The 15,565-nt window shown below is 51.8% G+C and carries 13 protein-coding genes; 6 read left to right on the forward strand and 7 right to left on the reverse strand.

Going from position 1 to position 15,565, the window contains the following annotated elements; all coding sequences use genetic code 11:
- Window positions 1–9: 9 nt before the first annotated feature.
- The 6 genes from Dvar_RS32580 to Dvar_RS32605 form a co-directional block, all read right to left on the reverse strand.
- Window positions 10–1,029, reverse strand: a complete 1,020-nt coding sequence (locus Dvar_RS32580) for a hypothetical protein (RefSeq protein ID WP_419657302.1) — start codon at window positions 1,027–1,029, stop codon at window positions 10–12.
- Between the two features lie 351 nt (window positions 1,030–1,380).
- Window positions 1,381–1,776 carry a hypothetical protein gene (locus Dvar_RS32585; protein WP_419657303.1) on the reverse strand — a complete coding sequence of 132 codons (396 nt, stop codon included), beginning with the start codon at window positions 1,774–1,776 and terminating at the stop codon, window positions 1,381–1,383.
- Window positions 1,777–2,015: 239 nt separating this feature from the next.
- Window positions 2,016–4,316, reverse strand: a complete 2,301-nt coding sequence (locus tag Dvar_RS32590) for a heavy metal translocating P-type ATPase (protein ID WP_419657304.1) — start codon at window positions 4,314–4,316, stop codon at window positions 2,016–2,018.
- A complete protein-coding gene (locus Dvar_RS32595; protein WP_419657305.1) occupies window positions 4,300–4,476 on the reverse strand; it encodes a hypothetical protein in 177 nt (58 codons plus the stop codon). The genes Dvar_RS32590 and Dvar_RS32595 overlap by 17 nt, the downstream gene beginning before the upstream one ends.
- 309 nt (window positions 4,477–4,785) lie before the next feature.
- The gene (locus tag Dvar_RS32600; RefSeq protein WP_419657306.1) at window positions 4,786–5,586 is read right to left on the reverse strand and encodes a DUF4198 domain-containing protein; all 801 of its coding nucleotides are present in this window, start codon (window positions 5,584–5,586) and stop codon (window positions 4,786–4,788) included.
- A 145-nt stretch (window positions 5,587–5,731) separates the two neighbouring features.
- A complete protein-coding gene (locus Dvar_RS32605; RefSeq protein WP_419657307.1) occupies window positions 5,732–6,055 on the reverse strand; it encodes a hypothetical protein in 324 nt (107 codons plus the stop codon).
- A 348-nt stretch (window positions 6,056–6,403) separates the two neighbouring features.
- Between Dvar_RS32605 and Dvar_RS32610 the strand changes: the two genes are divergently transcribed.
- Window positions 6,404–6,676 (forward strand): FeoA family protein, encoded by a 273-nt coding sequence (locus tag Dvar_RS32610; protein ID WP_419657308.1) that lies wholly within the window; start codon window positions 6,404–6,406, stop codon window positions 6,674–6,676.
- A 38-nt stretch (window positions 6,677–6,714) separates the two neighbouring features.
- The gene (gene feoB / locus Dvar_RS32615) at window positions 6,715–9,255 is read left to right on the forward strand and encodes a ferrous iron transport protein B (RefSeq protein ID WP_419657309.1); all 2,541 of its coding nucleotides are present in this window, start codon (window positions 6,715–6,717) and stop codon (window positions 9,253–9,255) included.
- A gap of 400 nt (window positions 9,256–9,655) precedes the next feature.
- Here feoB and Dvar_RS32620 read toward each other — a convergent pair whose 3' ends face one another.
- The gene (locus Dvar_RS32620; protein WP_419657310.1) at window positions 9,656–9,871 is read right to left on the reverse strand and encodes a hypothetical protein; all 216 of its coding nucleotides are present in this window, start codon (window positions 9,869–9,871) and stop codon (window positions 9,656–9,658) included.
- Between the two features lie 2,044 nt (window positions 9,872–11,915).
- Here Dvar_RS32620 and Dvar_RS32625 point away from each other — a divergent pair.
- The 4 genes from Dvar_RS32625 (at window position 11,916) to Dvar_RS32640 (ending at window position 15,525) form a co-directional block, all read left to right on the forward strand.
- A complete protein-coding gene (locus tag Dvar_RS32625; protein ID WP_419657311.1) occupies window positions 11,916–12,152 on the forward strand; it encodes a hypothetical protein in 237 nt (78 codons plus the stop codon).
- 493 nt (window positions 12,153–12,645) lie between these two features.
- Window positions 12,646–13,221 carry a DNA methylase gene (locus Dvar_RS32630; protein WP_419657312.1) on the forward strand — a complete coding sequence of 192 codons (576 nt, stop codon included), beginning with the start codon at window positions 12,646–12,648 and terminating at the stop codon, window positions 13,219–13,221.
- Window positions 13,202–14,881, forward strand: coding sequence for an integrase (locus Dvar_RS32635; protein ID WP_419657313.1), 1,680 nt, complete (start codon window positions 13,202–13,204; stop codon window positions 14,879–14,881). Before Dvar_RS32630 ends, Dvar_RS32635 begins: the two co-directional genes overlap by 20 nt.
- Window positions 14,857–15,525 carry an AAA family ATPase gene (locus Dvar_RS32640; protein ID WP_419657314.1) on the forward strand — a complete coding sequence of 223 codons (669 nt, stop codon included), beginning with the start codon at window positions 14,857–14,859 and terminating at the stop codon, window positions 15,523–15,525. The genes Dvar_RS32635 and Dvar_RS32640 overlap by 25 nt, the downstream gene beginning before the upstream one ends.
- Window positions 15,526–15,565 lie beyond the last annotated feature (40 nt).

Here is a 15,565-nt window from a genome sequence, read left to right on the forward strand (position 1 = left end):
CTTTATTACTCAACCCTTATCAGCCTCGGTAGTGGCCTGGGCCGGTTTAGAAAATGCGCCGAAGATGCCGCCAAAGGTGCCGGCAACGGCGGTTTTGACTGTTTCACTGGTCAGCAGCACCGTCAGGACGGCGCCGATCAGGGCGCCTTTCCAGAACTGGGTGTCGAACCCGCTATACAAGGCAGCCAGTTTACTCATATCCGGCTGTTCTCCGTTGGCAATGTCCTTGACCACGTCGGCAATGCGTCCGTAGTTTTCCGCATGATTCCCCGGCGCGGACTGGCCGGCAGCAGTATAGTCCTGAGGATCCCCGGGATAGGGCTGCTGGTAGTAACCGGACGCCGTATATGCCGTGCCCGGGCCCATCGTACCCGTTCCAGGCGGCGGTTGAAAACCGGGTTGTTGGCCCATGGCCGCCGTAGGGTCCATCGTCTGGCCGTAGGCTGGATTCATCCCCCCGTAAGCCATGCCCTGGGGTGGCACCTGATAGCTGGCCTGCCCGCCTGGCATACCCTGGCCCGCAGCCGGGTCCATGCCACCATAGGCCATGCCTTGGGGCGGCATCTGATAGTTGGCCTGCCCGCCTGCCATGCCCTGACCCGCAGCCGGGTCCATGCCTGTATAGGCCATGCCTTGGGACGGCACCTGATAACCGGCCTGGCCCATGCCGCCGCCATCTGCCATCGCGGGACCGGTGGGGGTGCCATTCATTGAGCCGTGCCCCATTGCCCCTGGCATTGCCTGGCCATGGGTAGCCTGTTCGGAACCACCATATCCGCCGCCACCGCTGTGTTCCTCGCCCCCGACCGGCATCCCCTGGACGTTTCCCGCGGAGCTCGGATCGTTGGACGCATCCGGCCGCCCCACAACATACCCTTCTGAATTGTAACGGGGAATGTCATAGGCATTCATGGTCCCGCTTCCCTGGCCCGGCACCGCCGAAGATCCTGTCAGCGTCCCTTTTCGGTCAGCCCCGGAAGCTCCTGACGCAGCTTCATCCTGACAGGCGTCTTCCTTATGGTCACTCATTTTTTACTCCTAAGGTTTAAAATATTTAAATCGATACCAAAAAATTAGTTTGCAGTGTTGTTTTCTTATCGATGAGAAGTGGATAGGATATATAAGGAAGAAATAATGAAATGACCTTATAAAAAAGAAGATTCATTCCAGTTCAACACAGCAATATCCTGTTCAGCATAAGACAACGAAATCCGCCCCTGCTTTAATTGAGCGATGTGCATAACACAGGGCTCAACAGCAGTCAAAGAAAAAAGCAAAAGCACTACATGACTACTTCTTGATTTTCTCAATCGGGAATGGCTGGAACAAAATAATTCTCAGATAGTTGATGCACAAATGTCACATTCTGCACTATTTTTGTCAGTTTTTTCTCATTCGTTTTAAAAAATTATCCAGCATGGTATTTGCCAAGGAACTCAAATGATTTTCATCACTGCTCATCATCATCTCATCCAACCATGACGGCTCCCAAACGACAGGATCATATTCCATGACAATCGATCGCCCGGTCAGGTTGAGGCGCACGTCTTTGATACCGGGAACCATGGCTGGGTTCTCGGCCATGGCCGCGCCATCGATTTGCGGCAACGCATCGACGCCAAAAAGCGTTTTCACCAAGCCCCCCGGTTTTTCTCTCACCTCACGCAGGGCGGGGTCGGTCAGCAGTTTCGTTGCGAAACGCAGGCGAATCCGCCCCGGTATATGATGTGCCACCTTCAAGTACTGTCGTAAGTCCATCAACTCTTTCAGTTCCATTTGTTAGTCTCGTTCGTTGCTTGAATTTTTGTTTGATAGCACTATCCGCTCGTGCTTTAATTTTGGCAAATGCTCGTAACACAGGAGTCAACACCAGTCAAATAAATAATGCAAAATTGCTATAGAAGACCAATTTTTGATCTTCTCTATCGGAAAAGACTGATACCATGGTATTTTCCAATAACAGCTACACGAATGTTACAATAGCGCAACATTTTTCTCATGTTTTTCTCATGGGTCTAGTTGCGAAACGTAGGTGAATTCTCATCGGTATGGGATGCGCCACCTGCAATTACGGTCGTCATGCCATCAACTGTTTCTGTTACATTTGCCGGTCTCGTTCGTTCCATGGTTTGTTGTTTGAAATCCTGCGGCAACAGCCGTGGCGGATCGAAAAAAAGCAGCCGGCTTGAATTGGCCAAAATTCCCAGGGTATGGGTGATATGCACCAGGCCGGCCATCACCGGTGAAAGCAGCCCCACCGCGCCCAGAACCACGCCGGCAATATTGGACCCTGTGGCGATCCAGAAATTCTGATGCACCACGCGCATGGTCTCACGTGAAAGATCGCGCACGTATACGACGCCGGCCAGATCGTCCTTGACCAGGGCGATGTCGGCCGCCTCGATGGCCACCTCGCTGCCGCCCGCGCCCATGGCCACCCCGATATCCGCTTCGGCCAGGGCCAGGGCATCGTTGATGCCGTCGCCCACCATCAGCACCCGGCGACCTTCGGTTCTCAATTCCGCGACGATGTCGGCTTTTTCCTCGGGCAGTACCGAATACCGGCATTCATCAAAATTCAACCGGCAGGCCATCTCCAGAGCGGTATACTTGGAATCGCCGGTGATCATTGCCGTTCGCTGGATGCCGCGATCCTTCAGATGCGCAATCAGGGGCTGCAAGTCCGGTCGCTCACGGTTGGCGAACCCGATTACGCCCAACACCGTTCCATTCCTGGCCACAAAAATCTGGGTCAGTCCCTGCTGTTTGTTCTGCTCCAAAAAGTCGTCCACGCTTGGGTGCGCAACGTCGAAATGCGCCAGCAGTTTGTGACTGCCCACCAGCACCTCATCGCCGCTGATCACCGACCGTACCCCCTTGCCGAGGATATATTCGCAGACATCGTGCTGGATGGCCGTCAGCCCCCGCCGCCGGGCTTCTTCCCGGATGGCCAGGGCCACGGGGTGACTGTTGTGGATCTCGGTGGAATAGGCCAATTCGATCAGCTCGTCCTCGGACAACTTGTCGATACTGATCAATTGACGGATTTCAGGCTGGTTGGTGGTCAGCGTGCCGGTCTTGTCGAAACAGATCATATCGACCTTGTCGACTTCCTCCAGGTACCGGCCGCCCTTGATGAGAATATGGCGCCGGGCCGCGGCGCTGATGGCCGCGCTGATGGCCGTGGAGGCGGACAGAATCGTGGCGCAGGGGCAGGCCATGACCAACATCACGGCAAAGGCCCGCCACAGGCTGCCGGTAATGACCAGGGTCCCCAGGGTGACGACGAAGCCGGTTTTGATCAGGTTCTGGGCCAACCGGTCGGCCACACTCTCGACGGGTGCGCGGGTTTCCAGGCTATCCTCCACCATGGTGAGGATACGGGCCAGATAGGTGCGATCCCCCACCGCTTCGGCGCAGACGTAAATGACCCCCTGACGAACAAATGTGCCGGCATACACCGTGTCGCCGTTGGCCTTGGGCACCGGTTCACCCATACCGGTGATGGAGGCTTCGTCGACCATTGCACCGCCCTTGATGACCCGACCGTCCACGGCGATCTTCTCGCCGGTGTGCAAAACCACGGTGTCCCCGGGCTGAACCTGATCCACGGCCACGCTGACCTCGACCCCGTCGACCAAAAGATAGGTTTCCTTTTCGGTGATATCAAGAATATCACGGATGGCCCGCCGGGAGCGCTCGGTGATCCAGGCCTTGAGCAGGTTGCCGGCGCTGGTGATCCATAGAATCTCAAAAGCCGCCATGGATTCGCCGGCGGCCACGGCGGCGATGATGCTGCCGCCCAGAAAGCTTTCCAATGAAAGGCGCCGCTCGCGTATATCGGATAGCCCGGAGCTTACCAGGGGCAGGGCTGCCAGGGCGATGATGACCCCAAGCGGACTGAACAGAGTCTGGGCCACGGACAGGCCCATAAGGACCGTACGCACGAATACGCCGGCCCCTAAGATCGACAACCCGATAAAGCGCCGTTTGGCCGACGCCAGTTCGGACCGTCGGGAATCATCGGCCCGTGCCGGAACATGTCCATCCTTGGAGACGACGGGCGACACGCGCGTGTACCAGAAATCTTCCAGCGTGCGCGTCAGCGTCTGTTGGGGCAGGGTTTGTGGATCGAAGCGAACAACTACCGCGTCGCATTTCGGATTAACACGCGTCCACTGCACGCCTTCGGTGGCACCAAGCATGTCCGATAGCGGTGTCGCTAATGCCCGGTGCCGGCGAAGCCGCGGCAGGCGATAACGGACACGCCCTGAAATGGCATGCCGAACAATTATCGGTTTATAACCTCTTCTCATTGGCTAACCCTTGTTCAGATAAATTTGTTGGTTTTGCACAGCAGCCACTGCAGCCGCTGCAGTGGCAGGTATTCGTGTTGGGATCGACGATATTTCTGAACCGCCGGTAGAGATACCAGACGGCGATGCCGAAAAACAGGATGACAAGAATCATTTCCATGGGATGCCCCGAAGTTACGGTTTGGGTTTGTTGGGTTATGGGTTTTAAGGTGTAAGCTGTAAGTTATAAGTTATAAGCTATAAGGTAGCAGGTAGCAGGTAGAAGCTGTAAGGTAGAAGGTATGAGCTGTAAGGTATAAATCCGCTCATTCTCCATTCTCCATTATTCTTTCCACCGTTCACCGATTAATTCAACCAACAAGATGGGGAACACCGGACGGCTCATGAAGTTGGGGGTTTACTTTCCATCCAGTGTTCCCCAGTCGCAGGAAATTTAGTTGCTTTGTTGGTTGGTTGGCTGGCTGGCTGGTTAGTTCATGTCCCTGGCTTGAACCCAGATCACCGCATCCTGAGAGAGTTCCTTGCCGTTGTGTTCCTTTGCCGGTCCGGCGCCTAACGCGCAGAAGCCCCACCATCCGGAGCGGGGAATACCGAAGGAGAACTCGCCGTTGACATTGGCCTTGATGGTCATGGTCACGAATGCGTCCTGAGGTGCCTCCACATTGGCTTTTGGGTCAAATGCATTTTTATCCGTCAGTGGCTGATGGTTCATATATTCCACCTCGATCTCGGCATACGGTACCGGCTTGCCACCACCTTTGACAACGCCTCGAAAAACATTTCCCGTCCACAATGCATAAGGCTTGTCCAGGGCGACAATCTCGGCCGGCAGGCCGATCTCGGCATCCCAGTCCGTTGGAAAGCCCCCGGTATTGACCACCATCTTGGTAATCTGCTGGATATAGCAATCCTCTTCCGTTTCCAGGTAAGGCGATGGCACCAGACAGAAAACATTATCGCCCATGCCGCGGAGTTTGTAGGAGGTCTCGTAGGCCGCCCCGCTGTTGGTCAAGCTTTTCCAGGTAATCGATTGCAAGGTTTTCAGCAGATCCTTTTTCTTTTCCTTGCGAACCACGAAAAACTGCTCCGGCTGCCCCATGTCCATGGTGTGCCCAGCCTCGAAGGGGTGCGTAAATACCAATTTCAGGTCAATGGGCGCTGCTTTCTCGAGCGCTGAGTCGGGGGTATAGATCATCTGAAAATGGGCCATGGCCGGCATGGCCAGCGCCAAGGTCAATACACCGGCCAATACCACGATTGCTTTTTTCATTTAGGACTCTCCTTTCAAGCTAAATTGTCGCCTTACAAACTAATGAGTGGTTATCGTGCAACATATTTTCAACCTGCGCGCTTAGTAGCCGTTAGCGGTTGGTTTTTAACTGCTAATCGCTATCTGCTAACCGTCCGGTTACTATCTATTCAACGATTTCCTTGCCGTCGATCTCGATCACATGCCCCTCACCGCCATCAAATACAACCCTGTAGGCCGTGTCAGGCTTGTCAAAGGTATACTCACTGTCCTCGCTCATCTTGCCCTCGATCAGCACCCCGCCGCCGCTTTTTTCAACCCGCATGCGCACCCCGGAGGCCGACGACCCATCGGAAAAGCCGCCTTCGCAAGTGACGGTCCCATCGCCATTTTCATAGCAGGAACACAAGGGGGTATGCGCAGCTGCCGGGCCGCACAGGAACAAACCCAAAAAAATCAAGCCGATACCAATCATTGCCGCTCTCATCATTATTTCCCTCCTGAACAAGTATTAGAATTGTATGGTGTGATAAAAAAGATGCTTCTCAAATTGTTAGGCTTGTCTAACTCATGAAAGCTGTTCTTTTACATTACCATTTCGCTTTGTCAAGTGTTTTTTGGATTTTCAGAAGTACATGGCAAAACGCTTCAAGCGCCGACCAAACAATGGGACCCGACAATAGCGGTCACCCCATTTGTCGTCAAGAAATTTTTTTGGCATGCCAAAAAGTGATGGTAAAGAAAAATATGTTAGAGGCCTAAAATAAATATTGACAACACTTAGACCATCGTATAGCAAGTCCCTCACCCTTATCAACTATCCATAGCGGAGAATAAGATGCCCAGACACGGAAAAAGAAAACACGGCCGGCGGCCATGCTGTATGCTCAGAGATGTCCAATCCGGATGTCATGCCAAAATACATTGCCATCATGCCACCGGGGCCGTGCGCCAGCGACTGCTTGACCTGGGATTCGTTCCCCAGGCACGGATCGATGTCATCCGCAGAGCCCCTTTGGGTGATCCCATCGAATGCCGTGTCGCCGACTACAAGGTTACCTTGCGCAATTCTGAAGCCGCCCTGATCGAAGTCGAGGAAGAGACAGAATAACCAGAACAACCAACCCTTTCACATACACATCACGCACCATGACAACACAATCTGACAATCAAAAGAAACGACTTCTCGTCGGCCTGGCCGGGCAGCAGAATGCCGGCAAGTCGACCACCTTCAACATGCTGACCGGCGCCAATCAGCATATTGCCAATTATCCCGGCGTCACCGTCGATAAAAAGACCGGATTTTACCGCTATCAGGATGTCAAGGTCGAGACTGTCGATCTGCCCGGGACCTACAGCCTGACCTCTTTCTCACTGGAGGAACGCGTTACCCGCGACTTTTTGATCTCCGAGAAACCGGATGTGATCGTCAATGTCGTGGATGCCTCGTCACTCAAGCGAAGCCTCTACTTCACCTTTCAGGTGATGGAGATGGGTTTTCCGGTGGTCGTCGCCCTGAATATGATGGATGTAGCCAAACGCAACGGCACACACATCAAGGTCTCCCGGCTGGAACACCGGTTGGGAGTGAATGTGATCCCCACCGTCGGCCGCAAAGGAAAGGGCAAAAAGGAATTGCGTGATGCCATTTTGGCCGCCAGTCAACGTGACACGCACAATCCCCTGCACATTGCCTATGAAGAATTAGAATCGGCCATCAAGGACCTGCAGGCCAAAATCGACGCCACCCACCTGGCCGGCACCTATCCGGTCCGCTGGCTGGCGGTCAAGCTTGTCGAGGGGGACAGCGAGGTGCAGCGGATCGTCACCGAGGCATTGGGCGCATCCTGCGATGTACTGCAAACAGCAAGGCGGATCAAAGCGGCATTCGAAGACGAGCATTACATGGATGTGGCCGACTACATGGTCGGTTGCCGCGACCGTCTGGCCAATGACATCATCGAATCGTGCGTACGTGAAACCCGCAACGGCAAACCCACGATCACTGACATGATCGATACGGTAGTTCTCAACCGTTTCCTGGCGCCGATTTTTTTGGTGGCCACCGTCTTCATCATTTATCAACTGTCCATCGTCAAAGGCTATGACCTGACCCAGTATTGGTGGCCGGTATTGGCCAAGCTCAGATCCGTCATCGCCGCTATGCTGCCCGATGCCGGTATGCTGCAGGACCCGTACATTCGTTCCATGGGATTGTGGATGGTGGACTCGGCCAATGCCCTGCTCAACTATATTCCCATTTTCCTGATCCTGTTCGCCTTGATCGCTATCCTGGAGGACAGCGGGTATATGGCACGCATCGCCTTTATCCTGGACAAGCTGTTCCATTCCTTTGGCCTTCACGGGCAGTCGACCCTGCCCTTCATTCTAGGCGGCGTTTTTGCCGGTGGATGCGCCGTACCAGGCGTCATGTCCACCAAGGGCATCCCCGACGAGCGCTCGCGCATGGCGACGATTCTGACCGTCCCTTACATGAACTGCCTGGCCAAGGTCCCCTTCTATACCCTGTTGATCAATGTCTTTTTCGTGCCTTACAAATCGTGGGTCATGCTTTTTCTCTCCACGATCACCATTTTCGTGGCCCTTCTGGTCGCCCGTCTGCTGACCGCCACGATACTCAAAGGCATGGAAACCGCACCGTTTGTCATGGAGCTGCCCAAGTACCATCCCCCCACGTTTTTCGGTGTGGGGCAGCGGGCCATCGAACGCACCTGGCAATACATCAAGAAAGTCGGCTCAATCGTCGTGGCCGTCTCCGTTTGCGTGTTCACCCTGCTGCAGTTTCCAGGCGTGGGAGATGAAAAGCAGGCTCAGTTTCAGACGCAAATGGACCAGGCAATCGAGCAGTTTAACGATAAAATCAGCACCACGGCCTACGCCGACCGGTTTCGGGATGAAACGGCGCTGCTCACCCTGGTCAACTTTTATTCCGATTACAAGGCCGCCAAACTGAACGTCAAAAGTGCCGACGCATCCAAGGCACTCGATGCCGCCTACCGGTCGCGAGCCCCTGAGATGTTCACATTTTTAAAACCGGGTAAGGACAAGCAGGCCAAGAAGGTATACAAGGCCCTGCGCCGTTTGACGTCAAAACGCAAATCCCTGCGCCGGCAAATCAAGGAAGAACAAATTGAGACCAGTTTCCTGGGCATGATTGGCCGCGGCCTGGAACCGCTTACCCAATGGGCCGGATTCAACTGGAAAATCAATGTGGCCATCCTCTCTTCCTTCGCGGCCCGCGAATCCAGCGTGGCTACTATCGGTGTACTCTATCAACAGGGCGCCGATGAGAACAAAAGTCTGGAGGAGCGTATGGGCGCCGAGACCGGTGGCGGTGATTTCACGCCGCTTCATGCCCTGGCCATCATGGTCTTTTTCGCGCTTTATCCACCATGTTTGGCCACCACCATCATGATCAAGGTACAAACCAATTCTTATAAGTGGATGGTTTTCTCCATGCTGTTCCCCACCGCACTCGGATTTATCGTGGCCTCGGCGATCTTTACCGGTGGCAGCGCCATGGGATTGACCGGCATCCAGATGATGGGCGTCTTCTATGCCTTCGTGGTTCTGCTCACGGTTGTTTTGGGGTTGTTCAAATCCTGGTCGGATGGCAAAGCCGTCGTCATGCCGGATGCGATGCAGCAATTGCGGCCCCAAAAAAGTTAGGTAAGCGTTCACAGGGTACCTCATCTGCTTTGTTCCCGGGCACTTGAAGTATGCCGAATACGTCGGCGTACCTGGCTCCGCGCATCTGCGGCACCCTGTAAACGCTTACAGGCCAGTGGTTTACAATCAATTGGTCATTTCAACACCGTGAACATGTACAAAGTTTGAGCCTTTTTGAGAATTCTCAAAAAGGTGCTTAGAAGAAAATAGATCACCGGTCGACTCAAGGGAAGAGAGAGGAAGGGCACCCACCATTACCGCCCGGTGATCTAAAGCCGCAAGGAGAATGCGACAGGCCGGCATCGGTCAATTTTCTGTCGAAGCCGCAATCCCCCCGGATCCCGCTGTCATCGACATGATTTGACCAATTGGATCTCAATAAGAAAAAGAATCTCTTCTTTCAAACGGCACCAACCGGTTCCGGCGCCTTTGCGAGGCCAACGGGTTCACGTAAAGGCGCTGCACAGCTTTGAATGCAAAGGCGCCGGAGGTGTTGTTTGGATTCGCCGTCCAGGCAACGCAAATCCGCCGCACAGACTTGACCGCCCGCCAGAAGAGGAAGTAGTGTCGCTGTGGCGATTTCAACACGGATATGTTTGTTTCCCGTCGTTTTCATATCCTTCTGTAAGCTATAAGCAAACTAGTTATAGTTTGTAATCTCTTTTTAAGATAGAAATTCCTAACTTTTATTCTGGAAACTGTCAACCCCTTTTTCACCCACGCGCAGCAGCGCAATGCCAGATAAGAATATTAGGATCAGGGGCCGTCGTGATCAACCTTAATTGGGCTATTCCTCGGCGCCGCTTTGTCTTCTTCTTTTTCTTGAAGTCAAAACGGTATGATGAGATTCGCACATGGCCGTTCTGTCATAGGCGCTGATGATTGCTTTGCAATCATCACAGTATTTGCGAGGCATCCCGCGTCCGGACCACAGCATGTATACATGAGTGATTTTTCGGCATCTCGGGCAAATACACCGCATAAATCGCTTTTTACCGGTAAACGGCTCTTTCCCGTCGCTCCATTTTTTCCACGCCTTTTCTTGTGGTGATTTATCGCTGATTGTTCCAAGGCCTTCGCCATTCGAATACATGTTTTGACTCCTTTTTTAAATAGTGGAGATTTATGTGGTGGAGCGTTTTATCAAAAACCCTTTCGTTAACAGGCAGGTTTTTCATACGGAATAAAAAAAGGCGCTAATCCAGCCTTGTAGATGAGCTGGTTGCGCCTTCACTCGCTTTTGCGCCGTTTGCTTGGGGGGCCAAAAGTCGTAAGGCAGATCTACTATTATGATTAGAATTATCTATTATAAATAGATGATACTTTATTTTCAGATTGAAACTTTCGTGTCAAGTCTTTTTTATCGATTAATGGAAACTCGAATTGTTTATAAATCGCGAACAACGCAAGTAAATGGCAGACCCGAAAGCACCAAGCATCAGCATAGCCGGATAGTGCTTTACCGGAGTCAGTTTAACACCATGGACACGGATTTTTATACCAAGGCAGTTTTTCTCATGCATCTATTTATGGGGACGGACTGACACCTAAAAGTAAATCGTGCTCATTCATGGATAATTTTGAGTCATAGTATTATTTTAGAGAAACCGAACGGGCTGCGGATCAGCGGCAGGTTCGCCGTCTAATGTGGCGCGATAGCGTCACGATTAGGCGGCGGTTCTGTCCGCTGCATCCGCTTGATGACTGTCGCTACGCGCCAGCCATCAAGCGGATGGTAATCCGCAGCCTGATGGCGTGGTGCGAAGCGCCACGCCATCGTAATAATCGTAGAGAGTTTTATCCGTCGTCCCGCCATACCATTGAAAAACGAAAAGATGCATTCCACTCAAAAGCTGATCTGAACTCAAAATCTATGTATCGCGCTGCGGGATGATGGATAAAACTGGTTGGACTAAGACAATTTAGAACAGATTCTTGAAATGACTACCATTTTATATGGGGATTGTAAACAGAGGGCTGCCTCGCTGGATCTGGTGCAAGGACAGAATTAAAATTCTGGGGGTGATCGTGATTGTTGAATTGGTGAAAACACCGGGCAACCGATCCTTTTCGTCATCAATCGCAATTTATGAGAATGCCGATTTCGAGCATTTCATGACTTGAGAACAAAATAATCCCATCACTTTCAGCGCCTTAAAAATACACGCCCAAACTATCCCTGGAAAACAAGTTCGAATATCGATTCGCTAAGGATCTTTACCGCTTACAGACGCCGGCCTCAAAATATGGAATGAACTGCTTCCGGACCCTTGCTAAGACAAAAATAGTGTAACGGCCTACCTCGCCTATGCGGCAAAAGTGTAACGGTTGGTTCTACTATCCCGCAGCGATACCCCGCCCCAAAAATGAATAAACGTACCCCGCCTACCCCGCTGTAAAAGCTCCCGTTGGCAATCGTCTTTTCTGCAGTTCTATTGTAAACCGTAATGGGGCATTCGTATGGTCCAGGAAAATGAAGAGAAAGCCCGGAACTATCCCTTCCGGGCTTTCAAGGTGAACTCCGTATCAAGGCCGGATGTTCAATATGTAAATTACTTTAAACTCCGGCGACGTTCAAGGCCGGATGTTAAAGTTGATCCAAATATCCTGTCGTTGGTGCAAAAACGTTTTTTGTATGTGCCGGCGCTGCTTTCGTGGGCATGCTTATTGTTGCGATGCATGCCGCATCGCCGGTCGTCTCCAGTCCCGCCGAAAAGCGCAGCGACGCTACCGTCAAACCCCAAAAGGCAAAAAGACCCACTGTTTGGCCGAAAACCGCCGGCGGCATCGGAAAATCAATCCACCTTCAAAAAATATGGATGATCATACTACTACAGGCCCTTGGCAATGGGGTACGGTCCTGTCACGGGAAGAAAATCCAGTACATTTTCGCATAGGTTCTCGATGCCGCTGCCATTTTTGCGGTCGAACAGGTGAAATTGTCAGCCATTTTCCTCGCCGTGGCTATGGGTAAGATCTTTTTCACAGAATTTTTCACGCAGATAAGGAGGCATTATCATGAAACGACGGTTTACAGGGGGGAGAGCTGTTTCAACTGCGCAATCGAATCCCGGTTGACTGGCTGATCAAAGAACAGCTTCATATTCCATCTAAAGTGATCGAAGGTATTTTCCGGTTCCTATGCCCGCTGTGCAATGAATTTCAAACCGCGACCAACCCCAAGACCAATCTTGCCAGGTGCTTTCTTTGCGAGAAAAACTTCAACCCGATTGATTTGGTCATGACCGTGAAAGGTCTTGGATTCGTTGACAGCGTTAAATATTTGCATACCCTTTTGCCTGACACACCGGATACACCTACAGACCAGCGGCTAAAAATTGAATCAACTGCTGGGCGATATCGGGAAACGGATGAGCATCGGGTAAACAGATGGCTGATAATCGACTCATCCAATTGGAAGATATCATCGCTGCCAATCAACACCATTTTTACCAAACCGGTAAGGCATTAAAGCAGATTCGTGACGATCGATTATTTCGCGATTTGCTGTTCGAGTCGTTTGAAGCCTATGTCAAACAACGATGGGATATGGCCCGATCCCAGGCATATCGCCTGATTAAGGCCGCAAATGTCATCGACAATTTGTCCCCAATTGGCGACGGCATCCTTCCGGAAAATGAATACCAAGCCAGGGTCTTAGCGCGTTTTACAAAAGAGGATCAACGCAATATTTGGCGTGCATTTATCGCATCCGGCATGGCGCTTACGGCCAAAAATATTCGAAAGTTGGCCTACCAAGCCTCAAAAAACAAGCCCGTCAAAAAAGCGAATGCGCCCATGGTCGATATCATCAGCGCTGACTATAAAGCGGCTGTAATGGCCATGCTGGAACAGATTCGGTCGGCGCAAAACGACGATTGGCAAACGACCTCCAGACAAACTGCTTTATTCTGGCTGAAAGTGATGAAAGAGAAAATCATACATCATGAAAGACAAAGACTTTGAACGGCTGCCCATGGACGAACGTTTTCTGATCTTGCTGCACAAAAAGATCATGGACAAGACCGGCAGCGCCAAACGCAGGGCCAAAAAATATTACATGGATCAGTACCGTAAGACCGGCGTCATTCCCAAACCACTGCTGCTTGCCAGCCAAGGCATCATGGAAGGCAGAAAGTGCAGCGGCCGCCGCCGGGTCTTAACCGAAAAAATCCAAAAACGCTTCATCGAGATGGTCAAGGCCTCCAGCGATCCATTGGACGATCGTTTTGTATTTATCACCCGCCATGGACGAACCATCAAAAATTACCACGCCTGGCTCGAACAAGAGTTCAACCGCAAAATTTCACTTGGCGCTTTAAGGCGTTTTGCCAGGCAAGCCCACCTCAAGGTCTATCTGGAAAAACCGGACTTCGAGGAAGAGGCGGATCCCGGCGTCTGCTTTCAGGACGAACCGGTTTTCGACTTGATTCAGATGGACGGGTGCAAATTTCGCTATTTAAAGATTCGCTGGGGCAAGGGCGCCTGGGCCAAGCCCCAGGTGATCGAGTTTTTTGACACCGGATCACGCTTCATGCTCGTGCTTGAAGCCTATTTTAGCGAAAGCAGTCTAAACGCGGTGGACCTGTTCGAGAAATTTTTGGTGAGCACCCCTTTCCCGCAAAAAAAGATACGGCTGAGACCGGACAATGCAAAGGGTTTTGTCAACCTGAAACGCCCCATCAACGAACTGAACATCAAGTTTTCATTGCCAGGCGGGTTTTATCTGCAACCGGACTTCTCACGCATCCATGCGCCCAAGGACAAAGCACATCTGGAGTCATCCCATCGCAGCATTCATCATTTTGAAATGCGGATCATCAAGCATTTTGAAGATCGCATCGCCAAGACGGAACCGGGCTATATCTACAGAAACGGCAAGAAGGAAAAAATCACCGTCACCTATCTTGACATCGATCTTGAAACGCTGCGCCAAAGCGACCTGCTCGAATCCTATCGCCGGCAGCACAATGAGCAAAAGCACTATTATTCTGTGAACGGTAAAACATCGGCCTGGGTGCCGAAGGAAAAATTTGACGCCGGCCTTGCCCAGTGCGAACGGTTAACGTTCGGTGCGGATGACGTACGCCATTTCGCCAAATACGGCTATGACAAGATCAAGGCCACCGTGGGAGCGAAAGGCATCATCACCTTCAATAATCAGACCTACCATGTGGCCGTTGGTGCACAACACTTCAGCCGCCACAAGAGTACCAAGGTGTATATCTCCGATCTTGGCGACAAGCTGTTCATCTTCGAGCATAAAGAAAACGGTATCTTGCTGGGTGAAGCGCTGCGACGGGAACCCTACGAAAAGCCGGTCAACCAGGCAGTTGCCGAACCCAACGCGGTCGAATTGATCAGCGCTTATCTGCAGGAGAAAAAGATGGCGGTGGATAGGCCACGATTGATTGACATCCACCTTCGGGGCTTGACCCTCGATGCCGCCAAAGCCATCTACCGACAGAATCGAAAACGATATATCGCTTACGCGATCAAACTACGCCAGCCTGACGCCATCACCGGCAAGGCGCTTTTCAATGCGTTCATTTTGGATTGCGAAAGACAATTGTCAAACAACCCTTTGGTTGAGTATGCCCCATGCAGCGAAAACAAAGTTTTATAAATGACAAGCGCCGAGTATCCTATCTGTCCGCGGTATACAACCGGATCTACCGGGGACAGAGCGTATTGATCGAGGGCGAATATGGCGTCGGGAAAACCCGTTTTCTTGAACTGCTCAAACCCAAAAAGCTTCAAGGCGTATGGGTCGAGTCGCTTTGCAATGTGCATGAAATTTTGGCTTCCATCCTTCAAGGGCTGAACTACGAAGCGGTGGCTACTTACCAACGCACCCACCACCATTTGAAACTGATCAGAAGCCTGACCGACTATTACATCGTCATCGACGAGGCCAATGACATCGGCAAAAGGGTTTGGCCTTACCTGAAGCGAATCATGGACGCGCATGTACCCATCGTTCTGGCCGGACTGCCAAAGGTGAGAACCTATTTAACCAGCCAGCATCCGGATATCCTCAGCCGATTGAAAACCTTGATTCTCTATCCCATCGTTGTCGAGGATTTCATTCTGGAATATAAAGATTTTGAATCTGAAGCCATCGAACAGATTTACGTTGCCACCAGGGGAGATATGAGAAAGTTCAAGGAGATTTGCACGGATTGCCGCGACAAAGCCAAAGAACTGGGCCATAGCTTCGTCGATTTAAATCTGGTGGTCGACTTTCTCGCCAATCTTCATCCCATGTAGGCTCCAAAAAATAATCTCTTCCTTCACTCTGCGGCATATT

The organism is Desulfosarcina variabilis str. Montpellier (assembly GCF_048565275.1).
GTDB classification, from domain to species: domain Bacteria; phylum Desulfobacterota; class Desulfobacteria; order Desulfobacterales; family Desulfosarcinaceae; genus Desulfosarcina; species Desulfosarcina variabilis.

What these genes read in the sequence shown, in the direction of transcription:
- Dvar_RS32600 (WP_419657306.1), bottom strand. Translation starts at nt 5,586, where the DNA reads ATGAAAAAAGCAATCGTGGTATTGGCCGGTGTATTGACCTTGGCGCTG.
- Dvar_RS32625 (WP_419657311.1), top strand. Translation starts at nt 11,916, where the DNA reads ATGCTTATTGTTGCGATGCATGCCGCATCGCCGGTCGTCTCCAGTCCC.
- Dvar_RS32580 (WP_419657302.1), bottom strand. Translation starts at nt 1,029, where the DNA reads ATGAGTGACCATAAGGAAGACGCCTGTCAGGATGAAGCTGCGTCAGGA.
- Dvar_RS32610 (WP_419657308.1), top strand. Translation starts at nt 6,404, where the DNA reads ATGCCCAGACACGGAAAAAGAAAACACGGCCGGCGGCCATGCTGTATG.
- Dvar_RS32630 (WP_419657312.1), top strand. Translation starts at nt 12,646, where the DNA reads ATGGCTGATAATCGACTCATCCAATTGGAAGATATCATCGCTGCCAAT.
- Dvar_RS32635 (WP_419657313.1), top strand. Translation starts at nt 13,202, where the DNA reads ATGAAAGACAAAGACTTTGAACGGCTGCCCATGGACGAACGTTTTCTG.
- feoB (WP_419657309.1), top strand. Translation starts at nt 6,715, where the DNA reads ATGACAACACAATCTGACAATCAAAAGAAACGACTTCTCGTCGGCCTG.
- Dvar_RS32595 (WP_419657305.1), bottom strand. Translation starts at nt 4,476, where the DNA reads ATGGAAATGATTCTTGTCATCCTGTTTTTCGGCATCGCCGTCTGGTAT.
- Dvar_RS32585 (WP_419657303.1), bottom strand. Translation starts at nt 1,776, where the DNA reads ATGGAACTGAAAGAGTTGATGGACTTACGACAGTACTTGAAGGTGGCA.
- Dvar_RS32620 (WP_419657310.1), bottom strand. Translation starts at nt 9,871, where the DNA reads ATGAAAACGACGGGAAACAAACATATCCGTGTTGAAATCGCCACAGCG.
- Dvar_RS32640 (WP_419657314.1), top strand. Translation starts at nt 14,857, where the DNA reads ATGCAGCGAAAACAAAGTTTTATAAATGACAAGCGCCGAGTATCCTAT.
- Dvar_RS32605 (WP_419657307.1), bottom strand. Translation starts at nt 6,055, where the DNA reads ATGATGAGAGCGGCAATGATTGGTATCGGCTTGATTTTTTTGGGTTTG.
- Dvar_RS32590 (WP_419657304.1), bottom strand. Translation starts at nt 4,316, where the DNA reads ATGAGAAGAGGTTATAAACCGATAATTGTTCGGCATGCCATTTCAGGG.